Source organism: Bradyrhizobium sp. USDA 4503, assembly GCF_054055815.1.
Genome location: NZ_JBSRXS010000001.1, coordinates 6667075 through 6684204, shown reverse-complemented (window position 1 = coordinate 6684204; position 17130 = coordinate 6667075). Strand labels below are relative to the sequence as shown.

At 64.9% G+C, this 17130-nt stretch carries 25 protein-coding genes, 1 pseudogene and 1 riboswitch; of the genes and pseudogenes, 8 read left to right on the top strand and 18 right to left on the bottom strand.

What is annotated here, in order from left to right:
* Nucleotides 1-7: 7 nt before the first annotated feature.
* Entirely contained in the window at nt 8-637 is a 630-nt protein-coding gene (locus tag ACVMIH_RS31825; protein ID WP_057016146.1) for a DUF2865 domain-containing protein, read from the bottom strand.
* 27 nt (nt 638-664) lie between these two features.
* Entirely contained in the window at nt 665-1498 is an 834-nt protein-coding gene (locus ACVMIH_RS31820) for a L,D-transpeptidase (RefSeq protein ID WP_456864542.1), read from the bottom strand.
* A 227-nt stretch (nt 1499-1725) separates the two neighbouring features.
* Between ACVMIH_RS31820 and ACVMIH_RS31815 the strand changes: the two genes are divergently transcribed.
* Nucleotides 1726-2838: an AI-2E family transporter gene (locus tag ACVMIH_RS31815; RefSeq protein ID WP_456853510.1), complete on the top strand. Its 1113-nt coding sequence runs from the start codon at nt 1726-1728 to the stop codon at nt 2836-2838.
* 84 nt (nt 2839-2922) lie between these two features.
* Here the strand turns inward: ACVMIH_RS31815 and ACVMIH_RS31810 are convergent, their stop codons facing one another.
* The gene (locus ACVMIH_RS31810; protein ID WP_456853512.1) at nt 2923-3123 is read right to left on the bottom strand and encodes a hypothetical protein; all 201 of its coding nucleotides are present in this window, start codon (nt 3121-3123) and stop codon (nt 2923-2925) included.
* Between ACVMIH_RS31810 and ACVMIH_RS31805 the strand changes: the two genes are divergently transcribed.
* Both ACVMIH_RS31805 and ACVMIH_RS31800 read left to right on the top strand, forming a co-directional pair.
* A complete protein-coding gene (locus ACVMIH_RS31805; RefSeq protein WP_016842979.1) occupies nt 3113-3484 on the top strand; it encodes a DUF883 family protein in 372 nt (123 codons plus the stop codon). The genes ACVMIH_RS31810 and ACVMIH_RS31805 overlap by 11 nt on opposite strands.
* 166 nt (nt 3485-3650) lie before the next feature.
* Nucleotides 3651-4091, top strand: a complete 441-nt coding sequence (locus ACVMIH_RS31800; RefSeq protein WP_456853514.1) for a hypothetical protein — start codon at nt 3651-3653, stop codon at nt 4089-4091.
* Nucleotides 4092-4199: 108 nt separating this feature from the next.
* Here the strand turns inward: ACVMIH_RS31800 and ACVMIH_RS31795 are convergent, their stop codons facing one another.
* From ACVMIH_RS31795 to ACVMIH_RS31770, 6 genes are all read right to left on the bottom strand, one after another.
* Complete coding sequence (locus tag ACVMIH_RS31795) at nt 4200-4592, bottom strand: hypothetical protein (RefSeq protein ID WP_076824921.1); 393 nt, start codon at nt 4590-4592, stop codon at nt 4200-4202.
* Nucleotides 4593-4943: 351 nt separating this feature from the next.
* Nucleotides 4944-5117: a hypothetical protein gene (locus ACVMIH_RS31790; protein ID WP_168857994.1), complete on the bottom strand. Its 174-nt coding sequence runs from the start codon at nt 5115-5117 to the stop codon at nt 4944-4946.
* 136 nt (nt 5118-5253) lie between these two features.
* A complete protein-coding gene (locus tag ACVMIH_RS31785) occupies nt 5254-5436 on the bottom strand; it encodes a hypothetical protein (protein WP_057016142.1) in 183 nt (60 codons plus the stop codon).
* 83 nt (nt 5437-5519) lie between these two features.
* Nucleotides 5520-6446, bottom strand: coding sequence for a DMT family transporter (locus tag ACVMIH_RS31780; protein ID WP_456864540.1), 927 nt, complete (start codon nt 6444-6446; stop codon nt 5520-5522).
* Between the two features lie 43 nt (nt 6447-6489).
* Nucleotides 6490-7170 (bottom strand): transglutaminase-like domain-containing protein, encoded by a 681-nt coding sequence (locus ACVMIH_RS31775; RefSeq protein ID WP_456853518.1) that lies wholly within the window; start codon nt 7168-7170, stop codon nt 6490-6492.
* Nucleotides 7171-7428: 258 nt separating this feature from the next.
* A complete protein-coding gene (locus tag ACVMIH_RS31770) occupies nt 7429-7650 on the bottom strand; it encodes a hypothetical protein (RefSeq protein ID WP_229191697.1) in 222 nt (73 codons plus the stop codon).
* Nucleotides 7651-7857: 207 nt separating this feature from the next.
* Here ACVMIH_RS31770 and ACVMIH_RS31765 point away from each other — a divergent pair, with 207 nt between their 5' ends.
* Nucleotides 7858-8112, top strand: a complete 255-nt coding sequence (locus ACVMIH_RS31765; RefSeq protein WP_057016138.1) for a hypothetical protein — start codon at nt 7858-7860, stop codon at nt 8110-8112.
* Here the strand turns inward: ACVMIH_RS31765 and crcB are convergent.
* From crcB to ACVMIH_RS31745, 4 genes are all read right to left on the bottom strand, one after another.
* A complete protein-coding gene (gene crcB / locus ACVMIH_RS31760; protein WP_168857997.1) occupies nt 8109-8495 on the bottom strand; it encodes a fluoride efflux transporter CrcB in 387 nt (128 codons plus the stop codon). The genes ACVMIH_RS31765 and crcB overlap by 4 nt on opposite strands.
* Nucleotides 8492-8665, bottom strand: a complete 174-nt coding sequence (locus tag ACVMIH_RS31755; protein ID WP_229191695.1) for a hypothetical protein — start codon at nt 8663-8665, stop codon at nt 8492-8494. Before ACVMIH_RS31755 ends, crcB begins: the two co-directional genes overlap by 4 nt.
* A gap of 68 nt (nt 8666-8733) precedes the next feature.
* Nucleotides 8734-8794: riboswitch (Fluoride riboswitch) on the bottom strand.
* A gap of 62 nt (nt 8795-8856) precedes the next feature.
* Nucleotides 8857-8979 (bottom strand): hypothetical protein, encoded by a 123-nt coding sequence (locus tag ACVMIH_RS31750; protein WP_256521238.1) that lies wholly within the window; start codon nt 8977-8979, stop codon nt 8857-8859.
* A gap of 37 nt (nt 8980-9016) precedes the next feature.
* Complete coding sequence (locus tag ACVMIH_RS31745) at nt 9017-9193, bottom strand: hypothetical protein (RefSeq protein WP_194295308.1); 177 nt, start codon at nt 9191-9193, stop codon at nt 9017-9019.
* Between the two features lie 178 nt (nt 9194-9371).
* Here ACVMIH_RS31745 and ACVMIH_RS31740 point away from each other — a divergent pair, with 178 nt between their 5' ends.
* A complete protein-coding gene (locus tag ACVMIH_RS31740) occupies nt 9372-9623 on the top strand; it encodes a hypothetical protein (protein ID WP_057016136.1) in 252 nt (83 codons plus the stop codon).
* Nucleotides 9624-9649: 26 nt separating this feature from the next.
* Here ACVMIH_RS31740 and ACVMIH_RS31735 read toward each other — a convergent pair whose 3' ends face one another.
* From ACVMIH_RS31735 to ACVMIH_RS31725, 3 genes and pseudogenes are all read right to left on the bottom strand, one after another.
* Nucleotides 9650-9790, bottom strand: coding sequence for a hypothetical protein (locus ACVMIH_RS31735; RefSeq protein WP_155258615.1), 141 nt, complete (start codon nt 9788-9790; stop codon nt 9650-9652).
* Between the two features lie 57 nt (nt 9791-9847).
* A pseudogene (locus tag ACVMIH_RS31730) lies at nt 9848-10018 on the bottom strand (EamA family transporter); the annotation flags it as partial.
* A gap of 140 nt (nt 10019-10158) precedes the next feature.
* Nucleotides 10159-10881, bottom strand: coding sequence for a TetR/AcrR family transcriptional regulator (locus tag ACVMIH_RS31725; protein ID WP_229191703.1), 723 nt, complete (start codon nt 10879-10881; stop codon nt 10159-10161).
* A 115-nt stretch (nt 10882-10996) separates the two neighbouring features.
* Here ACVMIH_RS31725 and ACVMIH_RS31720 point away from each other — a divergent pair, with 115 nt between their 5' ends.
* A complete protein-coding gene (locus ACVMIH_RS31720) occupies nt 10997-12208 on the top strand; it encodes a cytochrome P450 (protein WP_456853523.1) in 1212 nt (403 codons plus the stop codon).
* 81 nt (nt 12209-12289) lie between these two features.
* Here the strand turns inward: ACVMIH_RS31720 and ACVMIH_RS31715 are convergent, their stop codons facing one another.
* Nucleotides 12290-13102, bottom strand: a complete 813-nt coding sequence (locus ACVMIH_RS31715) for a response regulator (RefSeq protein WP_057016134.1) — start codon at nt 13100-13102, stop codon at nt 12290-12292.
* Nucleotides 13103-13372: 270 nt separating this feature from the next.
* Here ACVMIH_RS31715 and ACVMIH_RS31710 point away from each other — a divergent pair, with 270 nt between their 5' ends.
* Both ACVMIH_RS31710 and ACVMIH_RS31705 read left to right on the top strand, forming a co-directional pair.
* Nucleotides 13373-13576 (top strand): NepR family anti-sigma factor, encoded by a 204-nt coding sequence (locus tag ACVMIH_RS31710; RefSeq protein WP_018269610.1) that lies wholly within the window; start codon nt 13373-13375, stop codon nt 13574-13576.
* Complete coding sequence (locus tag ACVMIH_RS31705; RefSeq protein ID WP_016847265.1) at nt 13576-14124, top strand: sigma-70 family RNA polymerase sigma factor; 549 nt, start codon at nt 13576-13578, stop codon at nt 14122-14124. Before ACVMIH_RS31710 ends, ACVMIH_RS31705 begins: the two co-directional genes overlap by 1 nt.
* Nucleotides 14125-14209: 85 nt before the next feature.
* Here the strand turns inward: ACVMIH_RS31705 and ACVMIH_RS31700 are convergent, their stop codons facing one another.
* Nucleotides 14210-17116, bottom strand: coding sequence for an EAL domain-containing protein (locus ACVMIH_RS31700; protein ID WP_141342493.1), 2907 nt, complete (start codon nt 17114-17116; stop codon nt 14210-14212).
* Between the last annotated feature and the right edge of the window lie 14 nt (nt 17117-17130).

The following is a 17130-nucleotide window of genomic DNA, read 5'->3' as shown; positions in this document are numbered from 1 at the left end:
ATCGACGCTACTCGCGCGCCACCACCGCCGGCCGGCCATATTTGGCGCGGATGCGATCCGGCGCCGGCGTGAAGTTGAGCTGCGCGCCGCGCCGGTCCGGACGGCTCACCGACATCAGCCCGTCCTTGCCGGCGACGATGTCGCCCTTGCGCAAGGTCGGATCGTCCTCGATTTTCACCGCGGCGAGGCCGACAGAGTCCTTGCCGTTGCAGGTGCAGCCCGAGACCAGCTCGTCGCGATAGCGGAACGCGTTCGGCAGCTCGGAATACGGCTTGCCGTCTTCCGTCGCGGCGTTGTCGATATTGCCGCCATAGACCACTTCGGTCGCGCTCGCCGGACAGAAGCTGTTGCAGCTTTCCGCCTTGCTCTGGTTGCCGGTCGACGCAAGCGGGAAATAGCGGCCGTCGCAGGTCCGCACGCAATAGGCCTGGCCGACGTCATAGCGTGGACGGCGCTCGACCCGCGGCATCATAGGCGGCCCATCGTCGAACGGCATCCGAATCATCGGCGGGCGGCCATGCATGAAGCCGCCGAACAGTTGCGAGAAGAAATCCTGGGCTTGCGCCGCAGGCGCAAGGGACAGGCCAAGCACTGCCGCGGTCCCGAACGCCCACCGCCTGGAGTATCGCGTCACCATCACCGGCCCTCAGTACAACATCGATCGTCAGTACAACGAGGAAGCCGTCGGGATGTTCATCGCCTGACGCCCGGACGGCAGCGTCGCCGCCGCGGGGCGCGGCCGCGCCGCGGCCGGCCGGACCGAGATCTGCGTCGTGGTCGGGCCGATCTCGCGCGCGGCGAGGTGCGGCGCGTTCTTCGGCAGCACCACGACCCTGGTGCCGACATCGACCCGGCTGAACAGGTCGGAAACGTCTTCATTGGTCAGGCGGATGCAGCCGGACGAGACGAACTTGCCGATCGTCGAGGGATCGTTGGTGCCGTGGATGCGGTATTCGCTGGAGCCGAGATACATCGCGCGCGCACCGAGCGGGTTGCCCGGGCCGCCGGCCATGAAGCGCGGCAGATAGGGCTGGCGCCTGATCATCTCGGCCGGCGGATGCCAGTCCGGCCATTCGGCCTTGCGGCTGATGGTCTGTGTGCCGGCCCAGGTGAAGCCCTCGCGGCCGACGCCGACGCCGTAGCGGATCGCTCGGCCGCCGCCGAGCACGTAATAGAGTGCGGTGTTGCCGGTATCGATGATGATGGTGCCGGGCGCCTCAGTCGTATTGAGCGCGACGGTGGTCCGGCGCAGCCGCCGCTCCGGCAGCGCGCCGTCCTCGCCGGCCCCACTCGAGGGGTCGTTCATCACCTCGTCGGCGGGAAATGCGCCCGGCTGCGTCGGCGCATAGCCGAGCGCGGAAGAACGGACCTGGGCGCTGGCCGACGTGGCGACAACAAACGGCGTCGCAAACAGGACGCTGGCGAAGGCAAGGGTGCGGGCAAGGGTGCGCGCGGCGCGCGACGCAAGCCGGCGGCTGGAAACAGACTGCTGTGTCATGTGCTGCCCCTGGACGGGATGCGCATCGTGGTGATGCGATGCCGGACCAACGCGCATGGCCGCGAGTCGGTTCCGCCGCGAATCGTCCCGAAGCTGCGACTGTCAACCCGTCACGTCTCACGAACGCGCGACGGAACTTTCCGAGGAGCGGCCCGTTGTCATCGCGCCATTCGACGCGCGGGGCGACCACGCGACGGGTTTGTTCGTCCTCACGCGGGAGGAGTTCGGTGCGCGCCTTTCCAAGTGAAGACCTGCTTGGCAAAGCGCCCGAAGGCACGCCAGTCCCCGACAGCAAGATCGAACTGCCGCCGGTTGTCAGCCGCGCCGAGGCCGTCGCTTTCGCATTGATGGCCCTGCTGGTTATCGTCATTGTCGCGGTGCTCTATTTCGCACGCGCCTTCTTCCTCCCGATCACCATGGCCTTCATCGTCGGCACCATGCTGTCGCCGGCGGCGAGCATGCTCGAACGCTATCGGATTCCGCGCGCGCTCGGCGCGGTCGTCATCGTGATCGCGGTCGGCGCCGCCGTCAGCTTCATGGTCGGGCTTATTGCCTCGCCGGTGATGGAGTGGAGCTCGCGGCTGCCCGAGCTCGGCGCGATCCTGAAGGAGAAGCTGCACGTGTTCGACCGGCCGCTCGCGCTGTGGCAGGAATTGCAGACCATGGTCGGCGGCTCCGATACGCTGGCCACGCTCCAACTGCCGAAATTCGAATGGGTGCAGCCGACGCTGGAATTCCTGTCGCCGACCTTCGCCGAATTCCTGCTGTTCATCGCGACCCTGATCCTGTTCATCGCAAGCTGGAAGGATCTGCGCCGCGCACTGGTGATGGCATTCAGCGAACGCACGGCGCGACTGCGTACGCTGCGCATCCTCAACGAGGTCGAGACCCATCTCGGCAATTATCTTCTGATGGTGACCATGATCAATGTCGGCGTGGGCATCGTCACCGGCGCGATCTGCGCAGCAACGGGCATGCCAAATCCGGCTGGGCTCGGTGCGCTCGCCGCCACGCTGAACTTCGTTCCGATCATCGGGCCGATCGCGATGTTTGTCGTGCTGGTCGCGGTCGGCATCATCGCCTCGCCGACCATCGGCGCCGGGCTGATCGCGCCGGCCTGCTTTGCCGTCGTGACCTTCATGGAAGGACATTTCGTCACGCCGACGATCGTCGGCCGCAGACTGTCGCTGAACGCGCTCGCAGTCTTCCTGGCGCTGGCGTTCTGGACCTGGCTATGGGGCCCGATGGGCGCCTTCCTGTCGTCGCCGCTCCTGATCGTGGCACTGATCGTCAAGGAGCATTTGATGCCGGTCAATTCGCCGCAGCTGCCGGAGGAGTAGTGTCCCGAATCCGAAGTTCGCATCATTTGCCGTACCTTCGGCGCGAACTTCGGATTCGATAAGGACACTAGCAAACTTATGATTCTAGTGTGCTTTATGAATGCGAAGTTCGTGAAAGTGGCTGGCGCGAAATCGCACGACCTTCGCATTCAGCACACTAGCAAGGCGTTCTCGAGCGAAGCCGGCACCGTTTGAAAGCCCGGTTTCACGGCTGGAACCATGCACCGCGCGGCGCGTTTTTGCTCCAGCACGCAAGTTCTCCGGGAGCTTTTCGATGTCGAGCACGGACAGCGCATTTGGGATCAAGAACATGACGGACAAAGCGACCTACGAACGCCTTGAAAAGGATGTCACCGCCGTGAAGAACGATATCGCCGCCCTCACCGAACAGATCACCGACGCGCTGAACTCGTTTGCCAACAACGCGGGCAAGCAGGCCCGCCGCCGCTACAAGGATGCGCGCGCCAGTGCGGAAGATACACTCGACGACATGTCGGAGCGCGGCAGCGCGATGATGGGCGCGGCGCAGGATGCCGCATCCTCGATCGAGGAATCGCTGGAAGATATGATCACGCAGCGGCCGCTGGCGACGGTCGGCCTTGCGCTCGGTCTCGGCTTCCTGATCGGCGTCACCTGGCGTCGCTAGGCAATCTGCGGTCTCCGGGGGATGAGCCCCATGGTGGCGATCACGCGGAAACCACCCCTCTGGATGCGATGGCGGCGCTGGCGCGCCGCCGCCGCGTTTGTCGACGCGCTCTTCAGGGCAAGGTTCGAGGCAAGATTCAGGGCAAGATTCAGGGCAGGGCCGGTCGATGCTTCAGCGGCTGATCAATGACGTCAAGGATTCCACCGGCAACGCGCTGCGGCTGACGTCGCTGGCCGCAGCCGCCGCGATCGCGCTGTTCATCACCATCGGCTTTCTGTGCGCCGCCGCCTTCGTCTACGTGCTGCAGCACTACGGGCCGGTGGAAGCGTGCCTCGCCGGCGCCGCGCTGTTCCTTGTCGTCACGCTGATCACCGCCAGCGTCTACATCGTGCGCAAGCGCGAGATGCGCCGCCGCGCCGAGAAGGCGGCAAAGGCCGCCGCGGCCAATGTGTTTGCCGATCCGGTGGTGGTCGCCACTGGCCTGCAGATCGTGCGGGCCATCGGGGCGAAGCGGCTCATCCCGATCCTGGCGATCGGCGGCCTCGCACTTGGCCTGATGGCAGGCCGCAGCGCTGCCAGCGGCGGCGAGGCGGACGAGGAGGAATAGCCTGCGTTGCCCGGTAAGGTGCAAACCGCAACCGACGATGTCATCGCCCCGGGCTGAACATCAAGCCGGGCGATGACGCCGTCGATATTAGACGACTGTGCGCCCTTTTCAGGTCACGCAGCGGCCGGGCTGCAGCAGCTTGGCCACTTCGGTCAGCACGCTGACCACGGGCTCGCAGGCCACCTTGCGGGTGTCGCCGGGCCGTGCCCGAGCCGGCACCGCGGGGCGATGGCGCGCCTCTTCCTTGGCCACGGGGACGCGGACCAGCACCGACGTATCGGGAAGCCGCTCGACCTTCAGCGCAACGGTCCGGCTCGGCAGGCCGATGACCGGAACCGTGGAACGGTCGGTCTTGGCGGCGCGATTGACGGCGCTCTCCGGCGCCAGTGCGGTGGTGACCTGCTGGCGGCCGATGAGATCGTGGCCAGATGCCAGCTGGACGGCGCCAAGCGTCAGCCCAGCCGCCAGCGCAGCGAAAATTCCCATCTGAATCTTTGACATGGTGATGTCCCTCGCCCCATGGAAATTCGCTCGACGATCCCTTGGCGATCCCGGACACAACGCGAACGAAACCCGCGGGGTTCTCGCGTCCGGCCATCACTTAACCGTGTACGAAAATATTTTCGCTTGTGCGGAACGACTCAGGGGGTCTGCGAGTCTTTGGAAGAGCCGGTTATTCCCCCTGCCCCATTGACCGGCGACGTAGGGCGCGACCGTGGTGATGCCGGTCGCGCCCTGCTCTTTTCTGGTGTGCCGCAAACGATGCGTCAGCCGGCCTGTCGCTCACCGGTCGCAATCGAAAAATCTGAAACCAATGGCCCGGTCCTCCCACTCGCGAGAGGACCGTCCGCGTCAGGCATTGTCGTTCGATGGCATGTCCTGGGATCGAACAACCGTCACTTCACGGCAGGACGGGCAACGACCGACGTGAAACTTGATTCCGGTTGTCTGGTCGTCGACGAGCATCAATTCGCTCAAGGGCTCACCGCATTTGCAGGTGACCGTTTTCTGATCGGCAAAGTACATCTGACGTCCTCCATAAGCCTGGAGATTTCTCGTCTTCGGGGCGAGCTTGTTTGCGCCGTGCTCGCCCCCTCGCTTCCGCTCCTTCTCGGTCGATCAGATCCGGGCCATCCGGATTGGTGGGTGTGACTCCAAGCGCTTATTTCGAAGCGGATTTCGTCTTCCGTAACTCCGCAGCTTCGCGCGCCTGCCGTTCGGCCTTGAGGCGCTGGAAGTTGTCGTAGAACGCCTTCTCGTTGGCGCGATGCTCCTTCATCGCCTGCGATGCATCTTGCTGACGCTGCGCATCACGGTCCTTGCGCTGCTGGGGAGTAAGATTCATGCGACCTCCGACTAAGCTCTTGAATCAACGCTGGATTCAACGCACGAGGCCGGAAAAGGTTGCACCTTGGCAAGCAACTGGATCTATTTGCGCAGGCTCGCCCAGACGCCGCCGAGGATCAAAAGGCCGCCAACCAGATGGATCAGCTTCGGCGGCTCGCCAAGGATGATCCAGGACAGCAGCGCGCTCGCGATCGGTGCGACGTAGAGCACCAGCGAGCTCCGCACCGAGCCGAATCTCGCGCCGAGCCAGGCGAAGCCGGCATAGGCGATCAGGCCGGGCACGAGGCCGGCGAAGACATAGGCCTCGAACGCCCGGGTGTTGAACACCTCCGCCGGCATGGCCCACATCTCCCGGAGCGCCTGCGGCAGCGAGCACAGCGCGCCGGCCGCCGAGAACAGGCTGACCCGAGCCAGCAGCGAGGCGCGCGGCGCGACGCGCGACTGCAGCAGCGTGTAGCCGGACCAGCCGAGCATCGCGCACACCACCAGGAGATCGCCCCAGGCCGCGCTCGATTGCGTCAGCGTTTCCAGATGACCGCCCGAGACGATCAGGAGCGCGCCGCCGAGCGCCAGCGCCGTGCCGAGCCATTGCAGCGGACCAATATGCTCGATGCCGAGCGCCGCCGAGATCAGCAGCACCATGATCGGCGACAGCGCGAAGATCAGCGCGATGTGGATCGCCGTGGTCGTGATGCCGGCGATGTAGACCGGGCCGCCGCACAGGAACATGCCGAGGAAGCCGGCGGCGAAGATCGGCCAGAGGTTCTGCGCCAGCGGGATCTTGCCGTCGCGGATCGCTGCGATCGCAAACGGCGCGAGGCCGATGGCGATGATGCTCCAGCGGAAGAAGGCCAGCGAAAACGGCGGCACCGAGCCGGCAAGCCCGCGCGCCAGAACCTGGTTGGAGGCCTGCCCGACCGCGACCAGTATGAAGCCGGTCAGCGCGACCGCGTCCTCCCAGCCCTTGGTAGGGCGGCTGACCTGCGCCTTCGGCGGCTCCGCATCCATGACACCGCCCCCTCAGCCGGCGCGCGATCGGCTCACACGTCCGCTACTGCTCGGCCGCCTCGCGCTCCATGTCGCGGCCGGCGAGATCCTCGCCCTGCATGTTGGCGTATTCGCGCGCCATCTCGCGCATCAGGAATTTGGCAGGGACGTCATGATAGCTGCCGTGGTCGTTGACATACTGCATGTAGGCGCGCCCTTCGCCGTCGAATGGATGCAGCAGCGCGTCGGCATGGCCGTCGAAATCGAGCGGTTTGACGCCGAGCTTCGCGCACAGCGTGTCGTTGAAGGTCGGGGTCGCCTTGCGCCAGGCGTCATCGACGAACACTTCGGTGAAGCCGTGCCAGGTGAACAGGTCCGAGCCCATGCTCTGGCGCAGCTTCTCGGTGGTGAGATGGTTGCGCACATCGGCGAAGCCGACACGCGCCGGGATGCCGTGGACCCGGCAGGCCGCGGCATAGAGCGCAGCCTTGCCGACGCAGTAGCCGTTGCCGGCGGCGAGCACGCTGGAGGCCCGGTAGCTCTCGGGCGAGCGCATGCTGACATAGGGGTTGTAGCGGATGCTGTCGCGCACCGCGGTGTAGAGCCGGCGCGCCTTGTCGCGCGCGCTGGCGTCGGACGGAACGGCGGCGCGGGCGAACGCCTCGACGGCGGGATGGTCGCTGTCGACATATTCGCCGGGGTCGGTGTAGAGGCGGCTGATCGTATCGGGGAGATGCTCGGTCATGGCGCGAGCTTAGCAAGCCATGTGCGCAGTTCAATGCAGCACGTGCAGCCCGTCCCGCAGCCCTGCCCCGCTCCGATTGAATCGAAACGGGGCTCTGGATTTTAGTTTTGACGCGTTTTCTTCAGGCGAACCGGTGCCCACGTCGCTCGAAAACGCGCTAAAGCGCGATGAGATTAGGTTGAATAATCATCGCGTTTTAGCTCCTTGTTTGAGCATGATCTTCTCGGAAAACCGCTTCGCACTTTTCCGGATCATGCTTTAGTTCTTGAAGTGTTCGTCCAACTGCGGCGGCGGGTAGCTGCGCCGCCTCGCCTTGAAATATTCACGTGCGAAATGGATGCCGATCCCGATCAGGAACGGCGGCGCAAGCGCGGCGGCGATCATCAGCGCGGTGATCGACTTCGGCGTCAGGATGTCCAGCACCATCGACGCCAGCAGCCACAGCGTGGCAGCAATCACTGCGACGTCGATATGCTTCATTCCCCGGTCTTTCCCTTGGTTCCTGGCTGCCATCCGGGTTCCATCCTACCGGCTGGTCCCGGACGCGCCAAGGATTCCGGGCGGCGGACGGTACCTCCCGCCCTTCACTTTCATGTTTGGAACGGCGCTTGCGCCGGCCACGTTGGTGCAGAAGTCCTGGATCCAGGATCAAATCTTGATCCGGATCCGCCGAGCACGGAGGCCGCGATGGGCAACTCCAGTGACATCCACAGCGGCGTCGACCATCCCGCCAGCCGGAACGGCGTCAACGATCCCGTCGACGGCGTCGACGTGAAGCGAACCTTCAACGACAACCAGACGCCGCACGAACGTGCGCAATGGGCCGCCGATGTGCGCGCCGACGCCACGCCGAAGCGCGGCGAGCCGTTCCTGCCCGAAGCGCTGCGACGGCCGCCGACCGCACCGCTCAATCCACGCACCGGCCGCCGCGCCACTGACTAGGCTGTGAACGCCCGCACCAGCAGCAGGCCGCCGAACAGCGCGAAAATCGAGAGCGCGACGGAGGCCGCGATGTAGGTGCCGGCCGACCATAGCTCGCCGCGCTGCATCAGCACGATCGCATCGAGCGAGAAGGTCGAGAAGGTGGTGAAGCCGCCGCAAATGCCGACGGTGAGAAACACCCGCATCGCCTGGCTGGCATTCCAGCTCAGCGCGAACGCCTCCGCGAAGGCGCCGATCAGGAATGAACCCACGATGTTGATCACCAGCGTGCCCCAGGGAAATTCCGTACCGACAAGGCGCCCCGCGCCGATCGCCACCAGATAGCGCGCGACCGATCCCAGCGAACCGCCGATCGCGACCGCCGCCAACAACTGAACGTTCAATGCTCCACCTTTCCGGCTCGCCATTCGACGAAGCCCGCCACCAACCCAAGCACGAAGGTCGGCGCGACCAGCTCGCCCGGCGCGCCGACCAGCAGGGCGACGACACCGACGAGCCAGATCGACCCGACCAGCGACAATGCGATTGAGAGTGAACCAGGAAGACCCGCCATGCGCTGTCCCTTCTCATTCGCGGGACACGGCGGGTCGGCGGTGGCGCATGCTCCTACCGACGCTGTCGCGCCCGGTAGGAGTCATCAGCCTTGCGGCGGTTATCGGGGAACTCCATCCCCATCAACATGGGAATGGTAGGCGGGCGGAGCGGCGGGAGCAAGTGGGCCGTTCCGCCGTTTCGCTTCTCGGCTCAGCCGGCCGTCGACAGCATCGCGTTCAATTCGACGGCTGTCCGCAGTTGCTCGATGCGCGCGACGATCTGCTCGCGTTCGGCACCGCGCGGCAATTGCGCGAGCCGGCTTTCAAGTCGCACGCGGTGTTCCTCGAGGCGCTGCTCGAATGTGTGGGGTTCAGATCGCTTCCGCTTTTGAATCGTCCTCTGCATTATCGACCTTTGGCGGTTGAAGACCGGGGCTGTTGGCCCAGCGGTCCAGTTGCTCGATGACTTTCGCGTGGCTCGGACGCCGCGGTTTCGGGGCTTCCGGCTCCTCGGATAGCTTGCGGGGAAGCTTGACGTGGTTGGTCATGGCATCTCTCCAGCAGCATAACGAGATGGGTGGTCGGACCGTTCCTTTATTTTTATCCAAGCTATTGATTTCATTTGGAAAATTTACTCAATCAACGTTCTTAACTCAACCGATGGAACCCCACGCGAGTTTGGCGGTTTAGCAAATCACTCAACAAGCTAAGTCTGGGTGTTTTGCGATGAATGAGCTTCGCGCCGAACGGCTTCAGGTCATGCTGTCGCCAGAGGAGTTGGCAGCCCTCGACGATTTCCGCTTCAAGCACCGTATGCCGACCCGCGCCGCGGCGGTCCGCGAGTTGCTCAAGCTCGGTCTGGCCGGCGGTGGCACCGATGGGGCGGCAGGAGTGAAATCGAGCGATTACGGGGTATTCAACCGGGGGCCGGATGGACATATCCAGAGCGATGCCCCGCTAGAGGCGGAAGAGGATTGACGGCGCGTTGGCGCAGACGTGGCGGTTCAGCCTGCGGCGAACAGGTCGACAATCGCCTTCAGGATGCACACCACGAGGGCCGACGTGAACATCGCCGTACCGAGATCTGCGAGATAAAGCAGTTGCGCCCTCTGCTCCGCATCAAGCCGCGCGATCGCCTTGCGCATGGCCAAGCTCCCTTTTCGGGAGAACGCGATGCACCGATGTCCGTTCCCTCCTTTGCGTCAGGCCTGCTGCAGCGCCAGCGTCACGCCGCCGAGCGTCAGTGCCATGGCGCCGATCTCGCGCAGCCCCAGCGGCTCACCGAGAATGATCGCGGCCGACACCACGCCGATGACCGGCACCAGCAGCATGCCCGTTGACGCCGATGTCGGCGGCAGGCGGCGCAGCGTCTCAGCCGAACCGCCGTCACACCACTAGGCAGAGAAAGCCCACCGTTCGATCGCGCTGCGTCGTATCCATGGGCGGCGCTTAGCAGGCGAACGCACGGGATTCCACATCGCTTCGCGTATGAGGGGACGCGCGGCACGCTCCGTCAGGCGAAGGTGCCGATCGTGATCCGCGGCCAGCCGTCGTTTTTCCGAGCGGCGGCAAGCCTGGCCGTCCAGGCATCGATCAGGCTTGCGATGAGCAGGCGGCCGGTGCCGCGCATGTCGGGCAGTTTCATGGTCGGGGTGCCGAGCGTGAGCGCGACCACGCCGTGGGTCGCCGCCAGCAGCGCGGTCGCGAGCCGCTGCGGCAGGCCAGGCGCCGGCTCGGCGCCATGTGCCGCCAGAAATTCCCGCACCGAGATCACGAACAATTCGTAGCTGCGGCGCGCGATCTCGGTCTCGCCGAAATAGACGCCGTCGGGAAAACGGCGGTCCTCGGTCGTACCGGACATCGAGAACAGTGAGCGGAAGTGATCGGGATTGTCGGCCCAGTAATCGAGATAGGTTTCCATCACGCGCCGCAGCCGCAGATCGCTGTCGGCCGTCTCCGCGCGGACCCGCTCGAGGCGTTCGGCGACCGCCTCGAGATTCTGCTGCTTCACCGCGAGCAGCAGCAGCAGCTTGGTCGGGTAATATTTGAGAACGGTGCCCTTCGAGTAGCCGATCGCGTCGGCGATCTTCTGGATCGATACGGTCTCGAGCGTGCCGGCGGCGAACTCCTTGCGCGCGGTCTTAAGGATCAGCGCCTTCAGCGCCTCCTTGTCGGCCTCCTGGCGCGCCCTGCGCTGAAAGCGCCGTGCGTCTTTGGCTCGCTCCACGATCGACATCCCCATCTGCCTCGCGCCTCCATGCCGCGCACCCGCCCCGATGGCAACCCCGCCCTTGCAATATGCAAGTTAATTGACTATGGTCAATTAACTCATGACAAGACGGGAGGATCCGATGAGCAGCCAAGCGAGCTCCCTTGCAGGCGAAATGGCCCGCAGCGATTTCGATCCGTTCAGCGCGGCGACGCGGGCCGATCCCTACGGCACCTATGCGGAGCTGCGTGCCGCGGCGCCGGTCATCCGCCTGACCAGATATGACATCTGGGCGGTGCCGCGCTTTGCCGAGGTCAAGACGATCTTCGGAGACCATGTCAATTTCAGCAACGCCGGCGGCGCGGGACTTGCGAACCACTTCACGGAAAAGCCGTGGCGGCCGCCAAGCATCGTGCTGGAAGCCGATCCGCCGCTGCACACCCGAACCCGTGCGGTGCTGGCGCGGATCCTCTCACCCGGCGCGATGCGGCGGCTTGCAGATGATTTCAAGTCAACGGCGACGCGGCTGATCGACGGGCTGGTCGAGCGCGGATCGTTTGACGCCATCAAGGACATCGCGGAGGTGTTTCCGGTCAGCGTGTTTCCCGACGCGCTCGGCATCGACCAGGAGGGCCGCGAGAACTTCCTGACCTATGGCGCAATGGTGTTCGCCGGCTTCGGGCCCGAGAACGACTATTTCCGCGATCTGATGCAGCAGGCGCCCCGCGTGCTGCCCTGGGTCGCGGCGCGCTGCCAGCGCGAGGCGCTGCGCCCGGGCAGCTTTGGCGCGCAGGTCTATGAAGCGGCCGACGCCGGCGAGATCAGCGCGGAGGAAGCTCCGCTGCTGGTGCGTTCGCTGCTCTCGGCCGGGCTCGACACCACGATCAGCGCGATCGGCATGGCGCTGTACACGCTTGCGCGCCATCCCGAGCAATGGTCGCTGCTTGCAGCCGATCCGTCATTGTCGCGCGCGGCATTCGACGAGACGCTGCGCTTCGATTCACCGGCGCCGTTCGTGTTCCGCACCACGCCGCATGACACCGAGATCGCCGGCGTCAGGATCGGCAAGCACGAGAAGGTGCTGCTGCTGCTCGCCTCCGCCAACCGCGACGAGACGCGCTGGGAGCATGCCGACCAATTCGACGTCAGACGGCGGCTCTCCGGACACATGGGCTTCGGCATCGGCATCCACGGCTGCGTCGGGCAGATGGTGGCGCGGCTGGAAGCCGAGGCCGTGATCACAGCGCTCGCCAGCCGCGTCAAACGGCTCGAGATCGCAGGCCCCACAGCCTTCCGCGACAGCTCGGGCCTGCGGGCACTCAGCACGATGCCGGTCCGCGTGACGCCGAAGTAACGTCGCTATCGAAGGCTTGAAAAAGACCGGCGTACCTTTCGGCACGCCGGTCTGGATTTTGCTCCCTTGCGTAAATTCAGATCATGCCGACGCCGCGCGCGGCGTGCGGTTGCGCGAGTTGCGCTGGAAGAACAGCGCCTGGCTCGCCACCGCCGACACCATCGCCGGCTGGAACGGCTTTGAGATCAGGAATGCCGGCTCCGGCCGCTCGCCGGTCAGGAAGCGCTCGGGATAGGCGGTGATGAACACCACCGGCACCTCGAAGGTCCGCAGCAACTCGTTCACGGCATCGAGGCCCGACGAGCCGTCGGCGAGCTGGATATCGGCGAGGATCAGGCCGGGCTTCTTGTTCTTGGCGAGCGCCACCGCGTCGGAATGCGTGCGGGCAACGCCGATGACGTTGTGACCGAGATTCTTCACCAGGCTCTCGAGGTCCATGGCGATGAAGGTCTCGTCCTCAATGATCAGGACGTCGGTCGCGATCTCGGCGGCCATCTCGCGGCCGGCGGCATCGGTGAGCTTGCGCGTCTCGGCGATATCGGTGCCGAGAATGTAGCCGACCTCCTCCTCCGAGAAGCCCTCGAGCGACAGCAGCAGGAAGGCCTGGCGAGGCAGCGGCGTGATGTTGGACAGCCGACGCTCCGGCGGCAGCGACAGCGTCGCCACGTCGGCATTTTCGTTGTTGTTCACCGACACCGAATTCCAGATCTGGGTGAACAGCCGAAACAGGCCGGCGCGCGGCCCGTGGGTCTGATCCAGCAACGATCCATCCTGCAACAGGGCCTCGAGCATGGCCCCGACATAGGCGTCCCCCGACGCCTGATTTCCGGTCAGTGCGCGAGCGTAACGGCGCAACAGCGGAAGGTGTTCGGCAACGATCTGCGATCGGGACATTCCCACTCCATCCTTGTTCGTGAGGCCTGGCGGCCTGAAACCCGTTGTCTGGGGGCGGCAGAATCCAGTTCTGGGACGACCCCGGTTCCCCTGCATCGCCGACTACGCGCGAAAGCCGAAAAAGTTCCACGAAATAGTTCCAGCATTCCGGAACTTTCTGCGCAACTTTGCATTAGCTCCTAACCGACGAGGCAACGCGGCCAGCCTCTTTTTTCGAGGAAACGACTTGGAAATCAGAGACTTAACTCCCGGGGAAGCGTGGATCACATCATGAAGGAAGTAAAGAAGCAGGGCGGTCTCAACGCCGAGATTCAATCGAGAATCGGCCACCAGCTTCGCGCCATGTACGATGACGTGGTGCGACAGGGCGTACCCGACCGCTTTGCGGAGCTGATCCGCAAACTCGACGGGCCGGAGGCTGCGGCGGCGGCCGTCGCCGGGGGCGATACCGACAAGAACAATGGAGGGGACTAATGCCTCTCACGAATGAACTTCGCGACGATATCCTTGCGTCGGTCCCGAGCCTGCGCGCGTTCGCGATCTCGCTGTCCGGTAATGGTGACCGCGCCGACGATCTGGTGCAGGAGACCCTGCTGCGCGCGATCGCCAACATCGACTCGTTCCAGCCCGGCTCGAACCTCCCCGCGTGGCTGTTCACCATCCTGCGCAACCTGTTTCGCTCCGACTACCGGAAGCGGCGCCGCGAGGTCGAGGATGCCGAGGGCAATTATGCCAAGACGCTGAAGAGCCAGCCTTCGCAGGCGGCGCATCTGGAATTCGAGGAATTCCGCGCCGCGCTTGAAAAGCTGCCGCAGGACCAGCGCGAGGCGCTGATTTTGGTCGGCGCGTCCGGCTTCTCCTACGAGGATGCCGCGGCAATCTGCGGCTGCGCGGTCGGCACCATCAAGAGCCGCGTCAACCGCGCGCGATCGAAGCTCTCCGCGCTGCTCTATGTCGACAGCGCCGAGGATTTCGGCCCCGACAACACCGTGCGTGCCGTGATCGGCGGCAATGGCGGCTAAGCGCGACCACGGCGATAAATGAGAAAAGGCGGCCCGCGGGCCGCCTTTTTTCATGTTGGCCTGCAAGGCCACGCTCAGCGCGCCGTCAGCTGGCCATCGCCTTGACGGACGCCGGCTTGAAGCCGTTTCTCAATTCGAGGATCTTGGCTGCGATTTCGGTCACCGGGACCGGGTGACTGAATAGGAAGCCCTGCGCCTCGTTGCAGCCTTCGGCCCGCATATGATCCAGCTGCTCGACGGTCTCGATGCCCTCCGCGATCGTGGTCATGCCCAGGCTTCTGCCGAGGCTGATGACGGCGCGGACGATCGACTTCGATCCATGCGTCGCGGTCGCATCGCGCACGAAGGATTTGTCGATCTTGAGCTTGTCGAACGGGAAGCTGCGCAGATAGCTCAGCGACGAATAGCCGGTGCCGAAATCATCCAGCGCGATGCGCACTCCCTGCGCCTTCAGCTTGTGCAGCGTTGCGAGCGTCTCGTTGCTGTTCGCTAGGAACACGGACTCGGTGATTTCGAGCTCCAGCCGGCGCGGCGACAATTTTGACGTCGCGAGCGCGCCGACGACGACGTCGGTGAAGTCGGCATCGCGAAACTGGACCGCGGATACGTTGACCGCGAGCTTCATCTCGCTGGGCCAGGTCGTCGCCTGTTCGCAGGCGCGATTGAGCACCCATTCTCCCAGCGGGCCGATCAGGCCGATCTCTTCCGCGATCGGGATGAACTGGTCCGGCGGCACCAGCCCGCGCTTGGGGTGATGCCAGCGCAGCAGCGCCTCGAAGCCGCAGATGCGGTCGAGATGGAGATCGTAGAGCGGCTGGTAGAACAACGAGAACTCGTCCTTGACCATCGCCTCGCGAAGGTCGAGCTCGATCGCCCGACGCCGCTGCAGGCTGGCGTCCATCGCAGGCTCGAAGAAGCGCCAGGTGCCGCGGCCTTCCATCTTGGCGCGGTACAAGGCGACGTCGGCGTTCTTCAGCAGCTTCTCGCCGGTGGTGCCGTCGCCCGGCGACATCGAGATGCCGACGCTGCATCCGACGACGACGCGATGCCCGTTCAGCTCGTACGGCGCACCCACGCATTCCACGATGCGGCGCGCGAGGCGTTCGGCCTCGTCGCCGCCCTGGACGCCACACTGGATGACCGCGAACTCGTCGCCGCCCAAACGCGCGACGGTGTCGACCTCGCGGACGCAGGCGTTGAGCCGGTCCGCGACCGCGCACAGCAGTTCGTCGCCGACCGGATGCCCGAGCGTGTCGTTGACCTGCTTGAAATTATCGAGATCGAGGCAGAACACCGCGAAGCCGAGCCCGCGGCCGACCTGCGCAACCGCCAGCTCGATCCGCTCGGCCAACAACGTCCGGTTCGGCAGCTTGGTCAGGGCATCGTGCCGGGCCATGAACGCGATCTGCGATTCCGCCCGTTGCTGTTCGGTGACGTCCTCGCAGGTGACGAGCCAGCCGCCATCGGATGTCGGCCGTTGCGCGATCGCAATGATCCGTCCATCGCTGAGATGCTGCAGATAATTGCCGTCGTGCAGGGCCATCGAGCGCTCGCGCTCCGCCAGCAGGTCGGTGACGGTCCGCTCGCCGTGATTGCCCGCGGCGATGCTCAGGTCGAGCACCTCCTCCATGGTCATTCCGGGAACGACAAGCTCCGGCGAGATATCGAAGATCTCGCAGAACCGGCGGTTGGCGACTTGCAGCCGCGCCTCGCTGTTATAGAGGCACAATCCTTGCGACATGTGCGTGAGCGCCGCGTCGAGCCGCAGATTGGTTTCATGCAGCTCGGCCTTCTGCTGCTTCAGCGCGGAGATGTCGCTGTAGACGAGGACGACGCCGCCCTCCTGCGTCTCGCTGCGGCTGACGCGCAGCCAGCGTCCATCCGCAAGCTGCGCCTCGCTCGCAAAGCCATCGATGTCACCGTCGGCAGGCGCCAGCCTGGCGGCATCGAGCGGATTCGACTGCAGGAGCTGCGGCGAGAGACGGATGAATTCACTCGCGCGCGAGTTGGCCAGCGCGACCTGGCCATCCGCGTCGAGCAGCACGACGCCCTCACGCGACGTTTCGAGCGCATCGGAAAGCCGTGCCTGCGCCGAGCGGCGTTGCGATACTTCTTGATTGACCATCCGCCGAATGTTGTCGCGCATCGTTTCCATTGCGGTCAGAAGCGTGCCAAGCTCGTCGGTCCCGCCCTTGGGGATGGTCGCGTCGAGGTCGCCGCCGGCGATGCTTCGCGCGGCCCGCGATGCGATCGCGACCGGCCCGATAATGCGGCGCGCCAGCAGCCACGAAAACAGCGCCGACAGAAACAGCGCGACGGTCAGCCCGGCCACGTTGAGCTGCAGGTCCCGCTTGATCGTCGAGAGCGCCTTTTGCCTGAACAGGAAGCCATCGCCGGCCGTATAATTGACGAGCAGCTCGACCTGCTGACTGACAATCTTGGAGTAGCGATCGACATCGCCGACCGTCGCACCCGGTGCGCGCGGATCAGCCGCCGCGCTGCCCTCCGTGGACGATCCGATCGCGCGCCGGTGCAGCGCCATCCAGGCGTCGGCGGCTTCCTGAACCTTAGCGGCGGCTTGCGCAGCGCGCGAGGATTGCGACCGATCGGCAGCAATCGCCAGGTCTTCCGAGAGCGTCTTCGCGAGCTTTTCAATTTGGCCATCGAGATTGGCGCGAATCTCCGGATCCGTGGTCAGCAGGCGTTGCGACGAGGCGACCCGCATCGCGGCGAAATCCGCACCGGCCGCGCGTGCATAGTTGATCGACATCAGGGATTCGTCGAACGTCTTGGCCACCAGATCGCCGGCATGGCGGATGCCGAGGATGGAGTACCCGCCGAGGGCGACCGCAACGGCGCTCATCGCAAGGCAAAAAATCAGAATCTGGCTGCGGATCGAACCCTTGGTCAGGGCAAGACGCGAAAGGCGGACGGTTGCGAACCGAAAGGCCGCACCGCTCTTTACCTTGAGGTTGCCAAATAGGCTGTCCATGCCCGCGTTTCGCC

What these genes read in the sequence shown, in the direction of transcription:
- ACVMIH_RS31800 (WP_456853514.1), top strand. Translation starts at nt 3,651, where the DNA reads ATGCTTCAGCGGCTGATCAATGACGTCAAGGATTCCACCGGCAACGCG.
- ACVMIH_RS31780 (WP_456864540.1), bottom strand. Translation starts at nt 6,446, where the DNA reads ATGGATGCGGAGCCGCCGAAGGCGCAGGTCAGCCGCCCTACCAAGGGC.
- ACVMIH_RS31795 (WP_076824921.1), bottom strand. Translation starts at nt 4,592, where the DNA reads ATGTCAAAGATTCAGATGGGAATTTTCGCTGCGCTGGCGGCTGGGCTG.
- ACVMIH_RS31700 (WP_141342493.1), bottom strand. Translation starts at nt 17,116, where the DNA reads ATGGACAGCCTATTTGGCAACCTCAAGGTAAAGAGCGGTGCGGCCTTT.
- ACVMIH_RS31745 (WP_194295308.1), bottom strand. Translation starts at nt 9,193, where the DNA reads ATGACCAACCACGTCAAGCTTCCCCGCAAGCTATCCGAGGAGCCGGAA.
- ACVMIH_RS31740 (WP_057016136.1), top strand. Translation starts at nt 9,372, where the DNA reads ATGAATGAGCTTCGCGCCGAACGGCTTCAGGTCATGCTGTCGCCAGAG.
- ACVMIH_RS31715 (WP_057016134.1), bottom strand. Translation starts at nt 13,102, where the DNA reads ATGTCCCGATCGCAGATCGTTGCCGAACACCTTCCGCTGTTGCGCCGT.
- ACVMIH_RS31820 (WP_456864542.1), bottom strand. Translation starts at nt 1,498, where the DNA reads ATGACACAGCAGTCTGTTTCCAGCCGCCGGCTTGCGTCGCGCGCCGCG.
- ACVMIH_RS31790 (WP_168857994.1), bottom strand. Translation starts at nt 5,117, where the DNA reads ATGTACTTTGCCGATCAGAAAACGGTCACCTGCAAATGCGGTGAGCCC.
- ACVMIH_RS31770 (WP_229191697.1), bottom strand. Translation starts at nt 7,650, where the DNA reads ATGAAGCATATCGACGTCGCAGTGATTGCTGCCACGCTGTGGCTGCTG.
- ACVMIH_RS31755 (WP_229191695.1), bottom strand. Translation starts at nt 8,665, where the DNA reads ATGGCGGGTCTTCCTGGTTCACTCTCAATCGCATTGTCGCTGGTCGGG.
- ACVMIH_RS31705 (WP_016847265.1), top strand. Translation starts at nt 13,576, where the DNA reads ATGCCTCTCACGAATGAACTTCGCGACGATATCCTTGCGTCGGTCCCG.
- ACVMIH_RS31825 (WP_057016146.1), bottom strand. Translation starts at nt 637, where the DNA reads ATGGTGACGCGATACTCCAGGCGGTGGGCGTTCGGGACCGCGGCAGTG.
- ACVMIH_RS31735 (WP_155258615.1), bottom strand. Translation starts at nt 9,790, where the DNA reads ATGCGCAAGGCGATCGCGCGGCTTGATGCGGAGCAGAGGGCGCAACTG.
- ACVMIH_RS31710 (WP_018269610.1), top strand. Translation starts at nt 13,373, where the DNA reads ATGAAGGAAGTAAAGAAGCAGGGCGGTCTCAACGCCGAGATTCAATCG.
- ACVMIH_RS31725 (WP_229191703.1), bottom strand. Translation starts at nt 10,881, where the DNA reads ATGTCGATCGTGGAGCGAGCCAAAGACGCACGGCGCTTTCAGCGCAGG.
- ACVMIH_RS31720 (WP_456853523.1), top strand. Translation starts at nt 10,997, where the DNA reads ATGAGCAGCCAAGCGAGCTCCCTTGCAGGCGAAATGGCCCGCAGCGAT.
- ACVMIH_RS31775 (WP_456853518.1), bottom strand. Translation starts at nt 7,170, where the DNA reads ATGACCGAGCATCTCCCCGATACGATCAGCCGCCTCTACACCGACCCC.
- ACVMIH_RS31785 (WP_057016142.1), bottom strand. Translation starts at nt 5,436, where the DNA reads ATGAATCTTACTCCCCAGCAGCGCAAGGACCGTGATGCGCAGCGTCAG.
- ACVMIH_RS31805 (WP_016842979.1), top strand. Translation starts at nt 3,113, where the DNA reads ATGTCGAGCACGGACAGCGCATTTGGGATCAAGAACATGACGGACAAA.
- ACVMIH_RS31765 (WP_057016138.1), top strand. Translation starts at nt 7,858, where the DNA reads ATGGGCAACTCCAGTGACATCCACAGCGGCGTCGACCATCCCGCCAGC.